The organism is Pseudoflavitalea sp. G-6-1-2 (assembly GCF_012927185.1).
Lineage (GTDB): Bacteria > Bacteroidota > Bacteroidia > Chitinophagales > Chitinophagaceae > Pseudobacter.
In genome coordinates, this window is the sequence record NZ_JABBGB010000003.1 from 743,489 (window position 1) to 762,714 (window position 19,226).

19 protein-coding genes are annotated in these 19,226 nt (G+C 47.3%); 12 read left to right on the forward strand and 7 right to left on the reverse strand.

Going from position 1 to position 19,226, the window contains the following annotated elements; all coding sequences use genetic code 11:
• Positions 1 to 43: 43 nt before the first annotated feature.
• The 6 genes from HHL16_RS20310 to HHL16_RS20335 are packed head-to-tail and all read left to right on the forward strand — an operon-like array spanning position 44 to position 5,174.
• Entirely contained in the window at positions 44 to 1,132 is a 1,089-nt protein-coding gene (locus tag HHL16_RS20310; protein ID WP_240966279.1) for a chorismate mutase, read from the forward strand.
• Entirely contained in the window at positions 1,133 to 1,561 is a 429-nt protein-coding gene (tnpA, locus tag HHL16_RS20315) for an IS200/IS605 family transposase (RefSeq protein WP_169427169.1), read from the forward strand. It begins immediately after the preceding gene.
• Between the two features lies 1 nt (position 1,562).
• Complete coding sequence (gene aroB, locus HHL16_RS20320) at positions 1,563 to 2,588, forward strand: 3-dehydroquinate synthase (protein ID WP_169427170.1); 1,026 nt, start codon at positions 1,563 to 1,565, stop codon at positions 2,586 to 2,588.
• A complete protein-coding gene (gene aroA / locus HHL16_RS20325) occupies positions 2,585 to 3,859 on the forward strand; it encodes a 3-phosphoshikimate 1-carboxyvinyltransferase (protein ID WP_169427171.1) in 1,275 nt (424 codons plus the stop codon). Before aroB ends, aroA begins: the two co-directional genes overlap by 4 nt.
• Positions 3,860 to 3,873: 14 nt before the next feature.
• Positions 3,874 to 4,872 (forward strand): chorismate synthase, encoded by a 999-nt coding sequence (locus HHL16_RS20330; RefSeq protein ID WP_169427172.1) that lies wholly within the window; start codon positions 3,874 to 3,876, stop codon positions 4,870 to 4,872.
• Positions 4,873 to 4,874: 2 nt separating this feature from the next.
• Positions 4,875 to 5,174 (forward strand): DUF952 domain-containing protein, encoded by a 300-nt coding sequence (locus HHL16_RS20335; RefSeq protein WP_169427173.1) that lies wholly within the window; start codon positions 4,875 to 4,877, stop codon positions 5,172 to 5,174.
• Between the two features lie 29 nt (positions 5,175 to 5,203).
• On the opposite strand, the gene HHL16_RS20340 is transcribed toward HHL16_RS20335, so the two are convergent.
• Positions 5,204 to 6,028 carry a M15 family metallopeptidase gene (locus HHL16_RS20340; protein ID WP_346766848.1) on the reverse strand — a complete coding sequence of 275 codons (825 nt, stop codon included), beginning with the start codon at positions 6,026 to 6,028 and terminating at the stop codon, positions 5,204 to 5,206.
• Between HHL16_RS20340 and HHL16_RS20345 the strand changes: the two genes are divergently transcribed.
• From HHL16_RS20345 to HHL16_RS20355, 3 genes are all read left to right on the forward strand, one after another.
• A complete protein-coding gene (locus tag HHL16_RS20345; protein ID WP_169427175.1) occupies positions 6,017 to 7,711 on the forward strand; it encodes a L,D-transpeptidase family protein in 1,695 nt (564 codons plus the stop codon). The two genes, HHL16_RS20340 and HHL16_RS20345, sit on opposite strands and share 12 nt — an antisense overlap.
• 12 nt (positions 7,712 to 7,723) lie before the next feature.
• On the forward strand, positions 7,724 to 8,185 hold the full coding sequence (locus HHL16_RS20350; protein WP_169427176.1) for a septal ring lytic transglycosylase RlpA family protein: 462 nt from the start codon (positions 7,724 to 7,726) through the stop codon (positions 8,183 to 8,185).
• Between the two features lie 131 nt (positions 8,186 to 8,316).
• Entirely contained in the window at positions 8,317 to 9,660 is a 1,344-nt protein-coding gene (locus tag HHL16_RS20355; protein ID WP_169427177.1) for an OmpA family protein, read from the forward strand.
• A gap of 74 nt (positions 9,661 to 9,734) precedes the next feature.
• On the opposite strand, the gene HHL16_RS20360 is transcribed toward HHL16_RS20355, so the two are convergent.
• Both HHL16_RS20360 and HHL16_RS20365 read right to left on the reverse strand, forming a co-directional pair.
• A complete protein-coding gene (locus HHL16_RS20360) occupies positions 9,735 to 10,460 on the reverse strand; it encodes a pyridoxine 5'-phosphate synthase (RefSeq protein ID WP_169427178.1) in 726 nt (241 codons plus the stop codon).
• Positions 10,461 to 10,725: 265 nt separating this feature from the next.
• Positions 10,726 to 10,992 (reverse strand): hypothetical protein, encoded by a 267-nt coding sequence (locus HHL16_RS20365; RefSeq protein WP_169427179.1) that lies wholly within the window; start codon positions 10,990 to 10,992, stop codon positions 10,726 to 10,728.
• A 1,075-nt stretch (positions 10,993 to 12,067) separates the two neighbouring features.
• On the opposite strand from HHL16_RS20365, the gene HHL16_RS20370 reads away from it, so the two are divergent.
• Positions 12,068 to 12,550 carry a hypothetical protein gene (locus HHL16_RS20370; RefSeq protein ID WP_169427180.1) on the forward strand — a complete coding sequence of 161 codons (483 nt, stop codon included), beginning with the start codon at positions 12,068 to 12,070 and terminating at the stop codon, positions 12,548 to 12,550.
• A 105-nt stretch (positions 12,551 to 12,655) separates the two neighbouring features.
• On the opposite strand, the gene HHL16_RS20375 is transcribed toward HHL16_RS20370, so the two are convergent.
• The 3 genes from HHL16_RS20375 to HHL16_RS20385 form a co-directional block, all read right to left on the reverse strand.
• On the reverse strand, positions 12,656 to 15,112 hold the full coding sequence (locus HHL16_RS20375) for a TonB-dependent receptor (protein WP_240966280.1): 2,457 nt from the start codon (positions 15,110 to 15,112) through the stop codon (positions 12,656 to 12,658).
• Positions 15,113 to 15,176: 64 nt separating this feature from the next.
• Positions 15,177 to 15,845: a ribulose-phosphate 3-epimerase gene (gene rpe / locus HHL16_RS20380; RefSeq protein ID WP_169427181.1), complete on the reverse strand. Its 669-nt coding sequence runs from the start codon at positions 15,843 to 15,845 to the stop codon at positions 15,177 to 15,179.
• Positions 15,846 to 15,855: 10 nt separating this feature from the next.
• On the reverse strand, positions 15,856 to 16,860 hold the full coding sequence (locus tag HHL16_RS20385) for a tetratricopeptide repeat protein (protein ID WP_169427182.1): 1,005 nt from the start codon (positions 16,858 to 16,860) through the stop codon (positions 15,856 to 15,858).
• A 119-nt stretch (positions 16,861 to 16,979) separates the two neighbouring features.
• Between HHL16_RS20385 and HHL16_RS20390 the strand changes: the two genes are divergently transcribed.
• Together HHL16_RS20390 and HHL16_RS20395 are read left to right on the forward strand one after the other, a co-directional pair.
• The gene (locus HHL16_RS20390; RefSeq protein WP_169427183.1) at positions 16,980 to 18,086 is read left to right on the forward strand and encodes a PD40 domain-containing protein; all 1,107 of its coding nucleotides are present in this window, start codon (positions 16,980 to 16,982) and stop codon (positions 18,084 to 18,086) included.
• Positions 18,087 to 18,169: 83 nt separating this feature from the next.
• A complete protein-coding gene (locus tag HHL16_RS20395; protein WP_169427184.1) occupies positions 18,170 to 18,640 on the forward strand; it encodes a hypothetical protein in 471 nt (156 codons plus the stop codon).
• A 118-nt stretch (positions 18,641 to 18,758) separates the two neighbouring features.
• Here the strand turns inward: HHL16_RS20395 and HHL16_RS20400 are convergent, their stop codons facing one another.
• Positions 18,759 to 19,184, reverse strand: a complete 426-nt coding sequence (locus HHL16_RS20400; protein WP_169427185.1) for a nuclear transport factor 2 family protein — start codon at positions 19,182 to 19,184, stop codon at positions 18,759 to 18,761.
• Positions 19,185 to 19,226: the final 42 nt, after the last annotated feature.

Below are 19,226 nucleotides of genomic sequence, written 5' to 3' on the forward strand. Positions count from 1 at the left end.
CAAAATCAAGACACAGACATATTCAAATTTTCAAATTCATTGTATGACAAGTACAGAAACAACCATGAAGGAAACAGTGCAGGCAGCATGGAACAAACGCCCCCTGATCATCTCAGGCCCCTGCAGCGCAGAAACCGAAGAGCAGGTAATTGAAACAGCACAACAGCTGGCCAAAACAGGTAAGGTAGACATGCTTCGCGCCGGTATCTGGAAACCCCGCACCCGTCCCGGCAGCTTTGAAGGGATCGGTACCAAAGGTCTCCCATGGATGCAGCAGGCAAGAAAACTCACCGGCCTCCCTATCACTGTAGAAGTAGCAACCGCCAAACAGGTGGAAGACGCTCTTCACTTCGATGTGGATGTTCTGTGGATCGGCGCCCGCACCACTGTTAACCCCTTCAGCGTACAGGAAGTTGCTGATGCACTCAAAGGCACCAACGTTCCCGTACTGATCAAGAACCCCATCAATCCCGACCTCGAATTATGGACCGGTGCAGTTGAGCGCGTGGCAAAAGCAGGCATCGATCAGATCGGCCTCATCCACCGCGGATTCAGCGCATACGGCAACTCGGAATACCGCAATGCCCCCATGTGGCACCTCGCTATCGAGATGAAACGCCGCCATCCGAATATGCCTTTCATCAACGATCCTTCGCATATCTGCGGAAGAAGAGATATTCTGCTCGATGTGATGCAGAAGGCAATCGACCTCGACTACGATGGTTTCATCATCGAATCACATATCGACCCCGACAAAGCATGGAGCGATGCCAAACAACAGGTTACTCCTGAGCGTCTCACAGAAATGCTCAACTCGATTGTTTGGAGAAATGAAGATTCCAGCTCCGAAGAGTTCCACGCAGCGCTCGAAAAACTCCGTCAGCAGATCAACCACCTGGATGATGAACTGATGCAGATTCTCGGTCAGCGCATGAAAGTGGCAGAACAGATCGGTCTCTACAAAAAGAACAACCAGATCACCATTCTGCAAACCAACCGCTGGAACGAAATCCTCGAACGCGCATTCAAACAAGGTGATAAGATCGGCCTCAGCAAAGAATTCATCACCAAGTATTTTGATGCCGTACACATGGAAAGTATCAACCACCAGAACAAGATCATGAACGCATAAGTGACAGCTAACAACCATAAGATCTGGCTCTTTGTTCATGTGATCGTCACCGTTCGCGAGCGCAAGGCATTGCTGAAGAAACCCATCCGTACTGTACTCTTTGCACACCTGCAGAAAGATGGATCGGAACGCGGTATCAGGCTCACGGCCGTGAATGGTGTGGATGATCATATCCATCTGCTGGTGCAGTTGCATCCCGCACAGAATCTGTTGCAGGTGATCAAATCACTGAAATCGGAATCTGCTAACTGGATCAACAATTCCAACTTCCTCGCAGAACCTTTTGAATGGGAAGAAGCTTTCGCCGCTTACACGGTGAGCCCCTCAGGAGTGAAGCAGGTTGCGGATTTCATCGGCAGGCAGGAGGAATACCACCAATCGAAATCGCTCGAAAGCGAACTGGAAGTTTTCGATAAAGTACAACTGTAACATGCAAAAAAAATCTTGTCAGTTCTCATCAAAGAAAGTTGATTACTACTTCGATGCTGACTTTGCCCTGCTTGAGAAATTAGTAGGCAAGGAGCATACCGTACTGATCACCGACGAAAATATTTACGGCCTTCACGCCAAAAAATTCAAGGGCTGGAACAGCATTGTGCTCAAGCCTGGTGAAGAGTTCAAAATTCAACCTACTGTAGATGCAGTGATTGAAGAACTCATCGAATCCGGCGCAGACCGCAAAACAACCCTCGTTGGTATCGGTGGGGGAGTTGTTACAGATATCACCGGTTATGTAGCGGCTATCTTCATGCGTGGCATCCGTTGCGGCTTTGTACCCTCAACAGTACTGGCCATGGTGGATGCGAGCATCGGGGGAAAGAATGGTGTAGATGTAGGCATCTATAAGAATCTCGTGGGCACTATCCGTCAGCCGGATTTTCTGCTCTACGATTACAGCCTGCTGAAAACACTGCCCGAAACTGAGTGGATCAACGGCTTTGCCGAGATCATCAAACACAGCTGTATCAAGGATCTTCGCATGTTCAAAGAGCTGGAGGAAAAGAAACTATCATTCTACAAAAAAGATAAAGCCGCACTCGGCAAACTCATTCTCCGCAATGCCATGCTCAAATCGAAAGTGGTAGAGCAGGATGAGTTCGAAGCCGGCGACCGCCGTCTACTGAACTTCGGACACACGCTTGGCCATGCCATCGAGAATATGTACGAGTTATCGCACGGACAAGCCATCTCCATCGGAATGACCATGGCCTGCCATCTCTCTGCAAAACTCGCGGGCTTCAAAGACACAGACCGCGTAGTGCGCGTGCTGGAGCAATACGGATTGCCTACTTACGCGGAGTTCGACAAGAACGCAGCATTCGATGTATTGCAGAAAGACAAAAAGAAAGAACGCACCACCATGAACTATGTGCTGCTCGATAAGATCGGAAAAGGAATTGTTCAGCAGGTGCCCATGAATCAATTGAAAACATTAATAGACGAATTACCGGCATGATCGCAATAGTAAAACCTCAATCCATCAAAGGGCATATCATGGCGCCGGCCGGCAAGAGCTCTATGCAACGTGCATGTGCAGCCGCTTTGGTGAGAAAGGGTATCACCATCATTCATAATCCCGGCCATTCCAACGACGACAATGCTGCGATCGGTGTGATCACTGCACTTGGTGCAAAACCTGAGCTGCAGCCTGACGGCACGTTGAAGATCACCAGCAATGGTGTGCAACCTGTTAACGATGCAGTCAATTGCGGCGAGAGTGGTCTCGGCATCAGAATGTTCACGCCCATCATTTCGCTGAGCGAACGCACCATCACCATCAACGGTGAAGGCAGTCTCGTAACAAGGCCGATGGATTTCTTCGATGCTATCCTTCCGCAACTGAGCGTAGGCATTCAATCGAACAACGGCAAACTGCCGCTGGTGATCAAAGGCCCCATGAAACCCGCCTCCATCACTGTCGATGGCAGCCTCAGTTCGCAATTCCTCACCGGATTGCTGATGAGTTATGCAGCCGCAGGTGCATCTGATGTGGAACTTACTGTAACCGATCTCAAAAGCAAACCATATATCGACCTCACGCTAAAAGTGATGCTCGATTTCGGATGGAAAGTAGAGAACCGCAATTACGAATCTTTCTACTTCCCACCTAATCCCGCTGCACCGAAGAACGGTACGCTGGAATACACGGTGGAAGGAGATTGGAGCGGCGCTGCATTCCTGCTCGTAGCTGGTGCAATCGCTGGCGATATTACCGTTAAAGGATTGGATGTATTCTCTACTCAGGCCGACCGTGCAGTATTGCAGGCGCTCATGAGCAGCGGTGCAAAAATATCTGTGCAGACCGATAAGATCGAGATTGGTCCGGCTCCGCTGAAGGCATTTCATTTCAACGCCACTGAATGTCCTGATCTGTTCCCGCCGCTGGTAGCGCTTGCTGCTTACTGCGATGGCAAATCGGTGATAGAAGGTGCGCAACGCCTCACACATAAAGAAAGCAACCGTGCTATCACTTTGCAGGAAGAGTTCGGAAAACTTGGTGTGCAGATAGATCTGCAGGATGATCTCATGATCATTCACGGAGGCAAAGGATTGAATGGCGCCACTACGTATTCGCATCACGATCACCGCATCGCTATGGCGTGTGCTGTTGCTGCACTCAAAGCAAGTGGAGAAGTAACTATCGAATCGGCGGATGCCATCAATAAATCCTATCCCGATTTCTACCAGCACCTGCAACAACTGGGAGGATCAGTATCTTTAAAGTAATGAACTGAAATTTTATGAACGCATTTGGAAGAATATTCAGGGTAACCATCTTCGGTGAATCGCATGGAGAAAGTGTGGGTGTGAATATCGATGGATGTCCTGCCGGACTATCCATTACAGCCGACGATTTCGTTACCGATATCGAACGCAGAAAAGGCGGCACGCAGAAGGGAACCACTCCGCGCAAGGAAGATGATCTCCCGCTTTTCAAAACCGGCGTCTTCAACGAAAAGAGCACGGGTGCCCCGCTCACCATTCTCTTCGATAACAAAAATACCCGCTCCGGCGATTACGAGAAGCAGCGTGCAGTGCCGCGTCCCGGCCATGCAGACTTTGTTGCCCATCAGAAATTCGGAGGCTTCGAAGACTTCAGAGGCGGCGGCCATTTCAGCGGACGACTCACTGTATGCCTCGTTGCAGCAGGCGTGATCGCCAAAAAACTCGCAGCCACTGCTAACGTTCAAATAGAAGCGAAGATTCTCGAAATCGGTGGCGAAACAGATCTCGACAAAGGATTGCAACGCGCCATCGATGCCAAAGACAGCATCGGAGGAATTGTGGAATGCCGCGTAACAGGATTGCCCGCAGGCCTCGGAGAACCTTTCTTCGATTCTGCAGAATCACTGCTCAGCCACGCAGCATTTGCTATACCTGCAGTGCGCGGAGTAGAGTTCGGAACAGGCTTCGCAGCTGCGCGCATGTTCGGAACAGAACACAACGATGCCATCGTAAACATGGAAGGACAAACCGCCACCAATCATGCAGGCGGCGTTGTAGGTGGTATCACCAATGGCAATGAACTGGTGTTCCGCATTGCCATCAAACCAACATCCAGCACACCAAAAGAGCAGCAGACACTGAACTGGGAAACCGGACAAACAGAAACTTTCTCCGTGAAAGGCCGTCACGATCTCTGCATTGCGCTCCGCGTACCTGTGGTACTCGAAGCAATAACAGCCATTGTGCTCACCGATCTCTTAATGCTGGAACAACATATCAAAAGAGTGCTTTAATCATGCCAATTATTTTCCATATCACAACAAAACCCGAATGGGATGCTGCGCAGGCCGAAGGCCGTTATGCAGCCAGCTCACTGAAAGAAGAGGGCTTTATTCACTGCTGTCAGCAGGATCAGATTGCAGATGTGCTGCAACGTTATTTTGAAGGAAAGAAAAATTTGCTGCAACTCAGCATCGATACAGCAAAGCTGAAAAGTCAGCTGATCTATGAGTGGAGTGCGAGCAATGCTGCAACCTATCCGCACATTTACGGGCCCATCGATACAGATGCAGTGATCGCAGTGGATGCGATCTGAGCAAACAGTAGTTGCCGGCTTATGGCCGGTTACTGCTTCCGTACCCGCTTCAGCACCTCAAAAGGAATATCCAATACTTCGTACTCCCTGTTGTTAGGCCAGCTATAATGCCACCATTCGGTTTCGAAGGCCTTGAATCCGTACTTTTCCATCAAAGCCCTGAACATTTTTCTGTTATCAATTGCCTGCTGAGGCAATTGGGTAAAATCGTGATGGGCAGAATCGGTGAAATTGTCGAATCCGGTGCCCATATCCAGCTCTTTTCCGTCGGAAAGGCGGATGATGGTGCAGTCCAAAGCCAGGCCCCTGTTGTGTCCTGAGCCTTTGGTGGGTTCGGCCACATAACGGGGATCGCGCACCAGCTCCCAGAAACTCACCGTAACGGAGTAGGGGCGGTACGCATCAAAAATCTTCATTCCGTAACCTTTGGCATTCAATTCGTACAGTATTTTCTGTAGTGCCAGGGCCGCCGGAAGGCGGAGAAAACTAATATTTGTATTTTTGGGATACATTCGCCGGTTCATGAAGTTATTCTGAGTAGCATACCGGAGGTCATACACAACGCCTGGAACTACCGTACGAAGTTCAACCATCCTATGCAACGAATCTTTTGAAACACCCTGCTCATACTGTGAAAAATGCCTGATCACTGGCACTCCATACGCGCTGGTATCGGTTTTTTGAGCATGCACTGTTAGAGTGAGTAGTTGAGATAAAGCAATAACCAGTAAGGTGGTATTTGGAAAGTAACGGTGAAGTAGTATTTTGTTCGGCATTGCAACTGGGTGATGATGAATTACATCAATAAGGAAGGTACAAAAAATATAAATCAGGGAGAATACATGAATAAGCATTTGAATGCAGGCACACGAAGTTGCATGTTTGTTTTTTTACTGGCCCTCGCAGCCTGTGGTGGTGGTGAAACTGAAAAGCCCAAAGTAAAAGACATCGTAGAATCACCGGAAAAGTTTGAAGCCCGCGTAAAAGAGAATCTCACAAAAGCGCTTTCATTCATGCTCGATAACAAGGGCAGACTGAACGATACCGTGGTACTCGCCGACGATGTAATGGTAAACGAAGTATACGTTCGCCGCGACCACCAGCCCATCTGGAGTGCACGCGAACAGTGGAATGCCATCGGCGAATCGTTCTTCCAGTTCATTGCAAAATCAAAAGAATACGGATTATTTCCTTCGGATTATCATTTCCGCGCATTGCAGGGAATCCGCACACAGATTGAGCGCGATACACAATCGCGCAGAGATGCTGCGCTCTGGAGCCGCGCCGATCTGATGATGACAGATGCCTTTCTGCTCGCAGCCCGCCATCTGAAACAGGGGCATTTCAAAAACGACAGCGCATGGATCCGCACCGATTCTGCACTGGGCCCCGATTTCTATCCAAACGTTCTTGCCAACTTAATCAATACAAGAAACCTCAACGGAGTAATCAAGGAGCTGGAACCAACTTATGCAGGTTATGCAGCGCTGAAAGAAGGATTGAAATCTTTCCTCGACTCCATCCAGACATTCAAACGATACACCAAATTATATTACAGCTATCCGCTTCGCGACAGCGTAGAGTTCTATCATCAGCTGCAGCGCCGTCTCTTTGAAGACGATCTGGTAGTGTCTGCTACGGAGCCTCTCGATACAACCATGTGGCGGCAGGTACTTACCGATTATCAGAAATCGAAAGGGCTGAAACCAACGGGACGCATCAACGAGAATACGGTAAACAGTCTCAATTACACCAGCTGGGATAAATTCAAGCGGGTAGCGATTACGCTTGATCGTTATAAGATGGCAACGGATTCATTTCCTGAAACATATATCTGGGTGAATCTGCCTTCGTTCTATCTGCGCGTATACGATGCCGATACTGTTGCGCTCGAAAGCCGCATCATTGTTGGTCAATCGAGAACAAGAACGCCGCTGCTCACATCGGCGATCAGCAACTTCATCACGTATCCGCAGTGGACGGTCCCTTACAGCATCATCTACAAGGAAATGCTGCCGAAGATCAAGCAGAATGTGGATTATCTCCGCAAGCAGAACCTGATGGTGGTAGACCGCAACGACAGCATACTCGATCCTGCACTGATCAACTGGGCAGCGCTGGGCAAGGGCAATTTCCCTTACCTGCTGAAGCAGCGTCAGGGCGACGATAATTCACTCGGCGTACTCAAATTCAATTTTCCGAATAAATATGATGTGTACCTGCACGATACCAATGCCCGCTGGTTGTTCAGCAATGGCAACCGCGCCATGAGCCATGGATGTGTACGTGTGAAAGAGTTTATGAAGCTGGCAGATTTTCTGGTGAGGAACGATACTGCCAAGTATCATCCTGATACACTTCGTGCATGGATCAAACGCGAAGAGAAACATACGGTATGGGGTTTTAAGAAAGTGCCCATCTATATCCGTTATTTCACATGCGAAGGAAAAGATGGAAAATTGAAAATTTATGAAGATATTTATGGGGAAGACAAGATTCTGAGGGAGAGATATTTCGCCGATAAAGCCGTCCAATAAAATCCCCTATCTATGAAAAAATGGGCTCTTATTACTGTCTTGAGTACCGTTATCCCTGCTGTTGTATCCGCCCAGGCAGCAGAAGACAGTGTTCGCATGTCTAAGAAAGCGAGGGTTGCCAAAGTTCAGTATGGCATCGCAAGTTTCTACCACAACAAGTTTGAAGGCAGAAAAACCGCCAATGGCGAGATCTTCAGCCAGAAAAAATTAACAGCAGCCTGTAATACGCTTCCACTTAACTGTTGGGTGCGTGTAACCAATATCCGCAATAACAGGTCTATCATTCTGAGAATTACAGACAGAATGCATCACCTGAATAAAAGATTGATCGATTTAAGTCATATAGCGGCTAAAACACTTGGGTATACCGGTCATGGGCTCACGCGCGTGAAGGTTGAATACCTCGGAAAAACAAAGCCGGTAGAGCTTAGCCTTATCGAAGGCGCCTCACAACCGGCTACCCAAACACCGTAGCTCGTATTGTTGTATCCGTGAGTGACTTGTATTAACGGAATCTTAATTATCAACCACAGTTGATAAATTATTTTTCTGTTTAATGGGTACCCCATTAATTTTGCTCCCTTACGAATACAAAATGTCCCGATATGAAGAAAGTACTACTACACCTTGTATTGTTGTTAACCCTAACCCAGGTTTCGTTTGGTCAGAATAAAGACTATATCCAGAATCCTTCGTTGGGAATTCACTTTTTCATGCACGATTTCCATTCTGCTGATTACATCAGAAAAACCTCTCTGGGAGCCGCTTTCAGAGATAAGGAATTCGGAAGAATCAAAGAAATGTCTCCAGGTCTCGCTATCAGCTACACCGAAGGCCTGAGCAATACATTCGATTTCGTTTCTACATTGGCAGGCGCTTTTCTCGACTATCCAAAGAGAGATGGTTCCACTTACGGAAAGGATAATTTCCTGCTGGAACTCGATGCATCGGCCCGTGCAAAATTGTTCTCCAATAAATATGTAGTGTCTCCATTTGCTTCAGCAGGTGTGGGTGGTTCTATGTATAAAGGAACATTCGGTGCGTTTCTGCCACTGGGCGCTGGTGTTCAGTTCAATCTGGGCGACGAAGCTCACCTGGTAGTGAACTCACAGTACCGCGTACCTGTAACCAACACCGTTAACTATCATTTCTATCATAGCATTGGTTTCACCGGAACCATCTTCAATAAAAAGAAGAAGGCAGAACCGGCACCAGTTGTTGTTCCTCCTCCGCCAGCTCCGAAAGACACAGACGGAGACGGAATCGTTGACAGCCTCGACGCATGCCCTGAAGTGGCCGGTCTGGCTCAGTTCCAGGGTTGCCCTGATAAAGACGGAGACGGTATTCCTGATAAAGATGATAAATGTCCTGAAGTGGCAGGTCTCGCCCGTTACAATGGTTGCCCAATCCCTGATACAGACGGAGACGGCATCAACGATGAAGAAGATAAATGTCCTAACGTTGCAGGTGTTGCCCGTTACAACGGTTGCCCGATCCCTGACCGTGATAAAGACGGAGTGAATGATGAAGAAGATAAATGTCCTGATCTTCCCGGAACTGTTGCCAACAACGGTTGCCCAGAGATCAAAGAAGAAGTGAAGAAACGCATCGATGTAGCTGCGAAAAACATTTTCTTCGCAACAGGATCGTTCAAGCTGCTCGCTAAATCGAACAAATCACTGGATGATGTAGTGAAACTGCTGAACGAAGACACCAACCTGAAACTCGATGTAGAAGGTCATACCGACAATACCGGTAAAGCAGACAAAAACCTCACGCTTAGTGAGAATCGTGCTAAAGCTGTGTACGATTATTTCGTGAAGAAAGGAATCAGCCCTGAGCGCCTGAAATCAGCAGGTTACGGTCAGGAACAGCCGGTTGCAGACAACAAAACTGCTGCAGGCCGTGCTAAGAACCGTCGTGTTGAACTGAAGCTCCACTATAATTAATCGCATTGCGACTAAATAGAAAACCCCGGCAATTTGCCGGGGTTTCTTTTTGTATTGTTGTTTGTAGTTGCCGGTTATTTTGCATTCAGCAATTGTCTTTTATACAACTGCACTGCATTTTCATATCCGAGATACAAAGCATCACATACCAGTGCATGGCCAATGGAAACTTCTGCCAGCCCCGGAACCTGCTGTGCAAAGAAAGCAAGATTCTGCAAATCCAGATCATGCCCTGCATTGATGCCTAACTTCAGTTCCTGTGCGCGTTTTGCAGCTGCAATATACGGTGCAACAGCAGCTTCTTTACCTGCAGCAAATGCACTGGCATATCCTTCGGTATACAATTCAATTCTGTCTGTACCTGTTTCTGCTGCGCCGTTCACCATTTCAATCACCGGATCTACAAAGATGGATACACGAATGCCTGCCTGCTGAAATACACCGATGATCTCTTTCAGATAATCTTTGTATCTGATGGTATCCCAGCCGTGGTCTGATGTAAGCTGACCTTCAGCATCGGGTACCAGTGTTACCTGATCGGGCTTTGTTTCGAGTACCAGATCGATGAACTTCTGTTCCCTGCAATTGCCTTCTATATTGAATTCTGTGGTGATGATCTTTTTGATATCGCGTGTATCCTGATAGCGAATATGTCGTTCATCGGGTCGGGGATGTACGGTAACGCCATCGGCACCGAATCGCTGTGCATCGATTGCTGCTTTCACTACATCGGGATTGTTGCCACCGCGGCTATTGCGCAGCGTTGCGAACTTGTTGATATTGACACTAAGTTTTGCCATACCCAAAAGTATAAAAAAAGCTGCCTCGTTTTGCAAGGCAGCAGTGGACATGGGTAGGGATCAAGCAATAAGTTACGGTTTTGGGTAAGGGGTTAATATTTGCCATGAAAAAAACAAGTACGGTTTCGGGTAAAGGAGTTAAGGGGACGGAGTAAAAAAGGGCCTTGAGAAAGGCGCAGCTGGTGCTGCGCTTGTTTGTTTTGGGTACGGCAGTGTTTGAAAAATAATTTTCTACAGCGAAGGGGAGGGGTCAGAGAAACTGCTATCAGTTTGATTGGGTCACATCAATTGTATGCAACAGTGTTCCATCCTGATTGATCACATCCAATCTGCACTTTCCACCTACTGTTGAACTGATGTCTTCGATGCTTGTGATGTTGGCCCCTTTGAGCAGGTACCAGCTGAACAATTTTACAATGCGATCCTCTGCATTGATGAGCCGGACAATGGCGTGTAAATTCTGGTTACAATTGATCTCCAGTGTAAAGGCATTTGTAAATGGATCGGGATTGACCAGTACTTCATTGATCATTGGTTATTGTTTTGGTCATGTGTTGGAAGATGCCAATCCTGTGCCGGGAGTTGAACTGTTTAATAATCAATGTGTTAGAAGCTTTGTGCCAACTCAGTTTTTCCCTTTTCTGGAATAGCGTGGGAAAAGGGAATTTCGATCAGGTGTTTTTGCTCACTTTGGAAGTTGCTGGTAGTTCGCGAGTGCCCGGTCGCTCGCATCCCGCGAGTGACTTCTATTTCTTCGCCTCTGGCGAAATTCTTATGCGCCGCCGAACGAAGTAGCAAGAGATGGCGACCATAAACTCTATCATTCCTAAAGGGCAGGTCGCTGCAACGCTGCCGGCTTGCGAGTTCCATAAAACAAGAAGGCCGGCCCGTTTACCGGGACGGCCTCATGTGACATCCATTATCGGATGGCTCTAACCATAAACCATTTTCCAATAATCATTAAACTTGCCAGTTATGCTTTAATCAGAAAACCAATAACCATTAACCATTAAACCTTATCCTATGAAAATGCTTGTACAAATGAACAACGTACTTAATAAAATGCACTAACCAGAACCATTAACCTTACCTTATCCTCTATTCAATTTCTTTAATCAGAATGCCTGTAACCTTAACCAATTTGCTACAACCAGAGCCCTAGCCTTACCTTATCCTCTATTCAAATTCGTATAGTTCGATTGATGATTATCAATTTGCCAATGGAATGCCAGAAAAGTAGTATGCTGTGAATCAGATTGTTAGAGAGTTGGCACGGACTCGATTTGTCCCGTAATTGGAATGACGTGGGAAATGGGAATAATGCGAAGACCGTAAACGGTCTTATTTAATGGGGAAGGATTGACGTAAACAGATGTCTGCCGCCGCTTATTTATTATGGAGATATGGGAATCCGGAACTTGCCTGAAAACGGATTAATGATTCTAACGTTCTGCCCAGAACGAACTATTGAAGCCAGTTTTCTTACTAATAAAAGAACGACTGTTATCGGTTTCTTGCCTGAAACAAATTAAAATAATTTACCCAATCCCCCTGACAACTAATAAAATATAAATTAGCGTCTTATTCTAACTAATTTCTACACACGTATGCCAAAAGCTCTATTCATCATCAGCTTTATGCTGTTGTCATCACTCAGTTTTGCCCAAACTTCCAAAATCGATTCCCTCTCAAAAGTCAAAAAAGAAAAACAAATCCTCCAACTGGAAGAACAACTCAAGGAATACCGTGCAGATTCTACTTCCATTGAAACCGATCTCCAGCAAAAGAAAATCGATCTACATGCCCTGCAACTCGAATCTCAGAGCTCTGCTAACAGGAATTATGAATTGGCAGCCAAACTCCGGAAAGACGCCCACGACAAATCTGCCGCAAGACAGGCTGAGAAAGCAGCCCGCGAAGCAGGGAAACTGGCTAAGAAAGTGAGAAGCGCAGACAATGCTGTTCAGAAATACGAAAAGAAACTCAGGAAGCTCACAAAAAACATCTCCAGTGATGAAAAGAAACTGGCAAAGCTGAAAGCCGCGCTTCAGTTATTGAACAATGCTTCCGCATCACAAACTGGTTCATAAAGCAAACCCGGCCTCAATTGTAAGATTTTACCAGGCCCGGAATGGGCTTGGGTTTTTGTTTTGCAGGAGTAAGCAATAAAGGATCGAAGTTGACCGTACCCTTTTCTAGAACCTCGCAATCAGTTTCAGGTTGATCAATCTCGGCGTCAATCGGTTCGGCATTGCAAATACCGTATTCGAGAAGTCTTTGATCAGCATGTAAGAGATGGTATTGTTGCGGTCTATCAGATTGAATACTTCCAGCGTAGCCCAGATATTCTCGAAGTTGCGGAATGGATTATGGCTGCGTCGGTTTGCCTTATCGCTGTCGAGCAGCAGCGCACTAAACCCGATGTCTATGCGCATGTACGGATCGATCTCCAGTGCATTCCTGTACTTCACACTGTTCGGAATATTGTAAGGCAGATTGCTTCCGTACAACATATTCAGGTATACTTTGAAGTTCTTATTGGTAGAAAGATAATCCTGTAAGAACATACCGATGGTCAGCAATCGATCGCTCGGACGGCGCAGCCATCCCGCTTCGGTCTGAGTACTGTCGATGGGTTTGTTATTCGCGTCGAGTGTATAGTTGTAGTAAGTGTCTTTGTCGAGATCTTCGCGGGTACGCATGAGACCAATGCTCACCCAGCTTTCAGCGTCTTTAACCAGCTCGCCGAAGAAGCGGAACTCAACTCCCGTTGCATACGCTTTTGCGCGGTTCTCGCCGAAATAACGGATGCGCACATTGTCGATATCGTAAGGCACCACATCCCACATTTGTTTGTAGTATGCTTCTGCCGTGAATCTGAAAGGACGATTGCCCGATTTGAAATTGTAATCCATTCCCGCTACAACCTGCCAGCTCTTCTGTGCTTTCAGATCTTTGTTGATTGTGCCATCATATCTTCTCAGTTCACGATAGAAAGGTGGCTGATGATAGAGCCCCGCAGCTCCGCGGAAGATCACATCGCGTTCCCAATTCGCAGGCTTAAAACTGAAACCGAGGCGGGGAGAAAGCAGGAACTCTTTGTTGAGTGTATTGTAATTGTAACGAAGTCCGGCCTGTAGCGTAAAGGCAGCCGAATCGTGGAATATGATATTGTCCTGTATGTATCCGCTGAGTCGCGTAATATCCAGACTGGCGCTTGCTTTCAGCACTTTGCTGAGATTGAGCATATTCGGATTGTAAGGAAGACTATATCCCGCAGAATCCTGATACTCCCATTCGTTGAGTCTGTCGCTGATGTTCTGACGTTCGATGGTTTGTCCCCACTGAATAAAATGTTTGCCCTGATCATAACTTCCCTTATGCGAAAAATTCCAGAGCGCTATGTTGAGTTTGTTGCGCGCGAAATTCTGGTATACACCAGCACCCAGCGGATTGGTGATGGTTCCGAAATCGGGCTTGGCCTTGTCGAATGCGCGATCGCCAAAAAGATAAGCACCGGTAATGTCGAGCGATTCTTTCTCATCGTTCTCGAAACGGCTGGCCATCCATTTGAGGCGAAGTTTTTTATTGAGTTGCTGCACCCATGCCAGACCGATCATATTGGTACGATACCGGTCTTCCTCCCTTCCTTCAAAATAAATATCGAGTCCGAGATTGGCGCTGAAGTATGGTGAGAACACACTGGAGGTGAGCTGGCTGAACTCTGGTGTAAGCGTGAATTTGGTTTGCGAAATATTTCCCAGCAACTCCAGCGAGTTGCGGCTATTGATCTGATAAGTCAGCTGCGCCTGCAGGTCTGATGAAGAAGGTACGTAGTTGCCTTTTGTATCCTGACTCTTCAGCAGGTTTCGGTTGCTTCTGTTTCGAACACCGATGAGGTAAGTGAACCTGCCGTTCTTCGAAGCGCCTTCGAGATGAAGTCCCTGTTCGAGTAATCCCACATAGGCTGACCCTCCGAATGTTTTGGGTTTCTTGTACTGGATGTCGAGCACAGAGCTCATCTTATCACCGTAACGCGCCTGGAAGCCGCCATTGTAGAAACTCACGTTTCGCGCGAGTTCCGGATTGATGAAGCTGAGACCTTCCTGCTGTCCGCTGCGTACAAGGTATGGACGGAAGATCTCAAAATCGTTCACATACACGAGGTTCTCATCATAATTTCCTCCGCGTACATTGTATTGAGAAGTGAGTTCGTTATTGGAGCCTACCACCACTTTAATGAGACTTTCGATACCACCGCCGGGAGCAGGGATATTGATGGCGTTCTTGGGATTGAGCAGTATCAGTCCGGCTTCGCGGCGTTGCCGCTGATCGGTCACCACCACAGAATCGAGCATGCCTGATCCGCGTTCCATGCGGATCACCACGTATTCGTTTTCTTTCTCGCTCAGCAGAAAATTGCGCTGAACAGTTTTATATCCTGTAAAAGAAAACACCAGGGCGAAGGCTTTGTCGGCGGGTACCTGTAGCTGGAAGGTACCAGAATCGGAAGTGGAAGTGCCGATTCGTTTACCCAATATGGTTACGGAAACATTTCCCAGAGGATTCTCATTGTCGTCGACCACTTTTCCCGTGAGGGATGCTGGTTTCTTTTGGGCAAATGCAGCCTTGGGCAGGATTGGCAACAACAAAACCAACAGTAGCGGTATGATTCTCACCGGCAGTATTTTTAAGTGCAGTCGAAATTAACAGATTTTATCGGTTCACCAAACCGGTTGTTTCCTTTTTCAGCTGGGCGATGGTAGCCGCAGGGTCGGGTGATTTGAATACGGTATTCCCTGCCACCAGCGCGTCTGCGCCTGCCTCCACAATCTGTGGCGCATTGGCGAGGGTAATGCCTCCATCTACCTCGATGAGGGTAGACAATTTCTTCTCGTTGATCATGCCGCGAAGCTGCCTGATCTTTTCGAGGGTATGGGGTATGAAGGTTTGTCCTCCGAAACCGGGGTTCACGCTCATGATCAGCACCAGATCGATATCCTGAATCACATCCTGCAACAGACTCACAGGAGTATGAGGGTTCAGCGCCACGCCAGCCTTCATGCCCAGGCTTTTGATCTGCTGCAGGTTTCTGTGAAGATGCACGCAGGCTTCGATATGAACAGTGAGAATGTCTGCTCCGGCATTTTTGAATGCTTCGGCATATTTCTCCGGTTCGAGTATCATCAGGTGTACATCGCACACTTTTTTGGTGGCTTTGCGGATATGCTCGATCACGGGAAGTCCGTAACTGATATTGGGTACAAATCTTCCATCCATCACATCCAGGTGATACCAGTCGGCTTCGCTGTTGTTGAGCATATCACAGGCTTGCTGCAATTGCAGAAAATCGGCTGATAACAGTGAGGGTGCAATGATGGCCATGAGTTGATATTTATTTGCTGAGGTTTTTGATTCTTTCTCTTGCTTCTTTCAATGATTTGTCGAGCGCGTATGCCTTTTTGTAATTTTCGATAGCTTCATCTTTATCTCCTGCTGCTTCGTAGCATCTTCCGATCCAGAACCAGGCATCGGCGCTGGTAGCTGATACGGTTGTAGCGAATTTGAATGTTTCCAGGGCTTTATTGAAGTCTTTCTGCTCGTAATAAATGATGCCTTTTTCGAGATAGGCATCGGTGAACTTCCAGTCGAGTTTGATGCTTTCGTCGAACTCGTGAATGGCTTCTTTATACTTGTGCGTATCGGAATAGTACATGCCTTTAACGAAGTGCGGCTCTGGTTGCGATTTGGCGCTATCCCTTGCTATCAGTGTATCGCAGAAGGGGATGGTTCGCGCATCGAGCGAAGCTGCATAAATATTGGCGAGTGTATTGCCGAAGAAAAAGATGGGTTTAAGATGATAGGCATTTTGCAATGCTGTGATGGCACTGGCTGTATCACCAGCTCTTGCGAGCAGCACACCTTTTTCGTACCAGGCTTCGAAATTTGATGAATCTTTACTCAACATATCATCGAACTGCTGCATGGCTCCTGCATTATCGCCGGTTTGTGCCAGCACTTCGCTGAGCCTGCGTTTGAAATCGGGATTGTCGGGATATTTTTGAATGCATTCTTTCAGAAATGCCAGTGCATCATGAGGTCTGCCGGTGAGCATGAAATTAGTGATGTATTCCTGTGCAGTATTCTCATCGGGCGCCAGTTTCCATGCCTGTTCGTAATCGGCTGATGCCAGATCGTGCTGATTATTGAGAGAAAGCAGTACCGCTCTTTTTTTGTACAGCGCAGCATCTTCAGGAAAGCGTGCAATGCTGTCTGTAAGCCCTTTGAATGGGGGAGCTGAAAGTATATCGCCGGGGTTTCGCTCCGGCTTATCGCCACAGGCTGCAAGTTGAACAAGCAGCAGGCAGATAGCAAAAAAGAATCTAGTCCTCATTGTCATATAGGCAACAAATCTAACCGTTTTTAAGCAAGTGTGTTATGACAATATTCTGACAAAAATGGCAGTTTACAAAAATACCTTTGCGCCGCCTTTCTTCCCGCAATCTAAACGAACAAATAATGAGAAAGCTCTTTTGGTTACCGGCATTTGCACTGATCGTTGCCGGGCTCTTCACTGCATTCAGAAAACCTTCCTTACAGGCCGGACTCAACATTTCAATGGCCGACACGGTACAATTTCCCGGTGAAACGCATTTCAGGAATATTCGGCAGCTTACTTTCGGAGGCGATAATGCCGAAGCTTATTTCAGTTATGATGGCAGGTACCTGGTGTTTCAGCGAACCAGCGCTGCGAATGGACTGCCCTGCGATCAGATCTTCGTAGGACGAATCCCTGAACCCGGAAAACCTTTCGAGTACAAAATGATCAGTTCAGGAAAAGGCCGCACCACCTGCGGATTCTTCACCAAAGACGGCAAACATATCATCTATGCTTCCACGCATCTGGGCGGCGATGAATGCCCACCGGTTCCCGACAGATCAAAATATGGCAACAAATACATCTGGCCATTGTACAACAGCTACGATATTTTCATGGCCGATCTCGATGGCAAGATCGTAAAGCAACTCACCAGCAGCGCCGGTTACGATGCAGAACCCACCCTCAGTCCCGACGGAAAGAAGATGGTGTACACCAGTGTAAAAGACGGTGATCTCGAACTCTACGTTATGGACCTGAAATCGGGAAAAGAAAAACGCATCACACATACGCCCGGATACGATGGCGGTGCGTGGTTCAGTCCTGATGGCAAAAAACTCATCTGGCGTGCTTCCCGTCCGAAGACCGAAGCAGAGTTGACAGAATACAAATCTTTGCTCAGTGAAGGATTGGTAGCGCCTACCAATATGGAAGTATGGGTTTCGGATACCGACGGCAGCAATGCCAAACAAATTACCAATCTGGGACAGGCCAACTGGGCGCCTTCTTTTATGCCAGACAGCAAACGCATCATCTTTGCAAGCAACCACGAGTACAAACGTGGTTTCCCATTCAATATGTATACGATGAACGGAGATGGAAGCAATCTGCAGAAAGTGAGCAGGGATAAAGGTTTCGATGCCTTCCCGATGTTCAGTCCGGATGGAAGGCAGATCGTTTTCTGCAGCAACCGAAATAATGGCGGTACACGCGACACGAATATCTTCATTGCCGACTGGGTAGATTAATTACCGGATTTGGTTTGCGGTATTCATGCAGATTATTCGGTTTTTAAAATATTGCGCATTACTTTTGAAGCAAATCTCTTGTTATGCATGATGGTCTTGTTCATTTGCACAGTATTCTGCGCTGGGTGATCCTGGTGCTGCTTATTATTGCCATTTTCCGGCATTTATCGGGCATGAATAACAAACGCCCAATAAGTGCGCAGGATAAAAAGATCGATCTTTTTCTGATGATCTCTGCACATACCACCTTCCTGGTTGGATTGATCCTTTGGATCATGGGTCCATGGGGATTGAAAACCATCCAGACGATGGGAATGGGAGGAGTGATGAAGAACAGCGTTTTTCGTTTCTTCGCCATAGAACATCTGGTAGGGATGCTGATCTCCGTGGTACTGATCACTGCAGGCCGTTCATTTGTGAAGAAATCATCGGATGCCGGTGTTCACAAAAAGGCGTTCTGGTTGTTCCTGATTGCATTGATCATTATCCTGGCTTCCGTTCCCTGGCCTTTCCGTGTGGTGGGTGCAGGCAGAACCTGGTTACCTGGCATGTAATTGCTCTTGCTCTGAAGTAAAAAAATTGCAAAGGTCGTCCTGGAAAGGACGACCTTTTTTGTTACACCAAATGAAGGGAATAAATTAGCCCTTGCATCCATATCATCAATCAGGTAAATCAGTTCTTGTCTGTTCGGGTGAAGATCTTGCTTACGATCTTCCATTGTCCATCTATCTTCAGCAGGTTCATATAATCTACAAAGATCACTTTCGGCGTTTCGATGCGAAGCTTTGCCTGCGCTGCATTGCCATCGATATTGTAGCTGAGTATTTCTGTTTTTCTTTCACCCGGTGCGCCATTCTTTCTCACGCGCGCAATGAAGTCTGCAATGGGCAGGTCGGTGAATTGTCCGGTTTTGTTGTCGATATATTTCAGTGATGCAGATGTATGGAATGCCTGTTCCATTTTATCGGCCTCACCTGTGAGATACAATTGAAGTACAGTTTTCAGCGCTGCTTCTTCGTCGGGCACTGAAGCCGGAGTGCTTGCCAGCAACACCGTTGCGAGCGAAGCAGTGAAAAGCATGGAGCCAAGTTTTTTCATATGAGGTTTGTTTAAATGATAATTCGGAGATGCTTCCAGCCG

Bases quoted from the DNA above. Each gene is read 5' to 3' on its own strand.
- HHL16_RS20310 (WP_240966279.1), top strand. From the start codon at position 44: ATGACAAGTACAGAAACAACCATGAAGGAAACAGTGCAGGCAGCATGG.
- aroB (WP_169427170.1), top strand. From the start codon at position 1,563: ATGCAAAAAAAATCTTGTCAGTTCTCATCAAAGAAAGTTGATTACTAC.
- aroA (WP_169427171.1), top strand. From the start codon at position 2,585: ATGATCGCAATAGTAAAACCTCAATCCATCAAAGGGCATATCATGGCG.
- HHL16_RS20330 (WP_169427172.1), top strand. From the start codon at position 3,874: ATGAACGCATTTGGAAGAATATTCAGGGTAACCATCTTCGGTGAATCG.
- HHL16_RS20335 (WP_169427173.1), top strand. From the start codon at position 4,875: ATGCCAATTATTTTCCATATCACAACAAAACCCGAATGGGATGCTGCG.
- HHL16_RS20345 (WP_169427175.1), top strand. From the start codon at position 6,017: ATGAATAAGCATTTGAATGCAGGCACACGAAGTTGCATGTTTGTTTTT.
- HHL16_RS20340 (WP_346766848.1), bottom strand. From the start codon at position 6,028: ATGCTTATTCATGTATTCTCCCTGATTTATATTTTTTGTACCTTCCTT.
- HHL16_RS20350 (WP_169427176.1), top strand. From the start codon at position 7,724: ATGAAAAAATGGGCTCTTATTACTGTCTTGAGTACCGTTATCCCTGCT.
- HHL16_RS20355 (WP_169427177.1), top strand. From the start codon at position 8,317: ATGAAGAAAGTACTACTACACCTTGTATTGTTGTTAACCCTAACCCAG.
- HHL16_RS20360 (WP_169427178.1), bottom strand. From the start codon at position 10,460: ATGGCAAAACTTAGTGTCAATATCAACAAGTTCGCAACGCTGCGCAAT.
- HHL16_RS20365 (WP_169427179.1), bottom strand. From the start codon at position 10,992: ATGATCAATGAAGTACTGGTCAATCCCGATCCATTTACAAATGCCTTT.
- HHL16_RS20370 (WP_169427180.1), top strand. From the start codon at position 12,068: ATGCCAAAAGCTCTATTCATCATCAGCTTTATGCTGTTGTCATCACTC.
- rpe (WP_169427181.1), bottom strand. From the start codon at position 15,845: ATGGCCATCATTGCACCCTCACTGTTATCAGCCGATTTTCTGCAATTG.
- HHL16_RS20385 (WP_169427182.1), bottom strand. From the start codon at position 16,860: ATGACAATGAGGACTAGATTCTTTTTTGCTATCTGCCTGCTGCTTGTT.
- HHL16_RS20390 (WP_169427183.1), top strand. From the start codon at position 16,980: ATGAGAAAGCTCTTTTGGTTACCGGCATTTGCACTGATCGTTGCCGGG.
- HHL16_RS20395 (WP_169427184.1), top strand. From the start codon at position 18,170: ATGCATGATGGTCTTGTTCATTTGCACAGTATTCTGCGCTGGGTGATC.
- HHL16_RS20400 (WP_169427185.1), bottom strand. From the start codon at position 19,184: ATGAAAAAACTTGGCTCCATGCTTTTCACTGCTTCGCTCGCAACGGTG.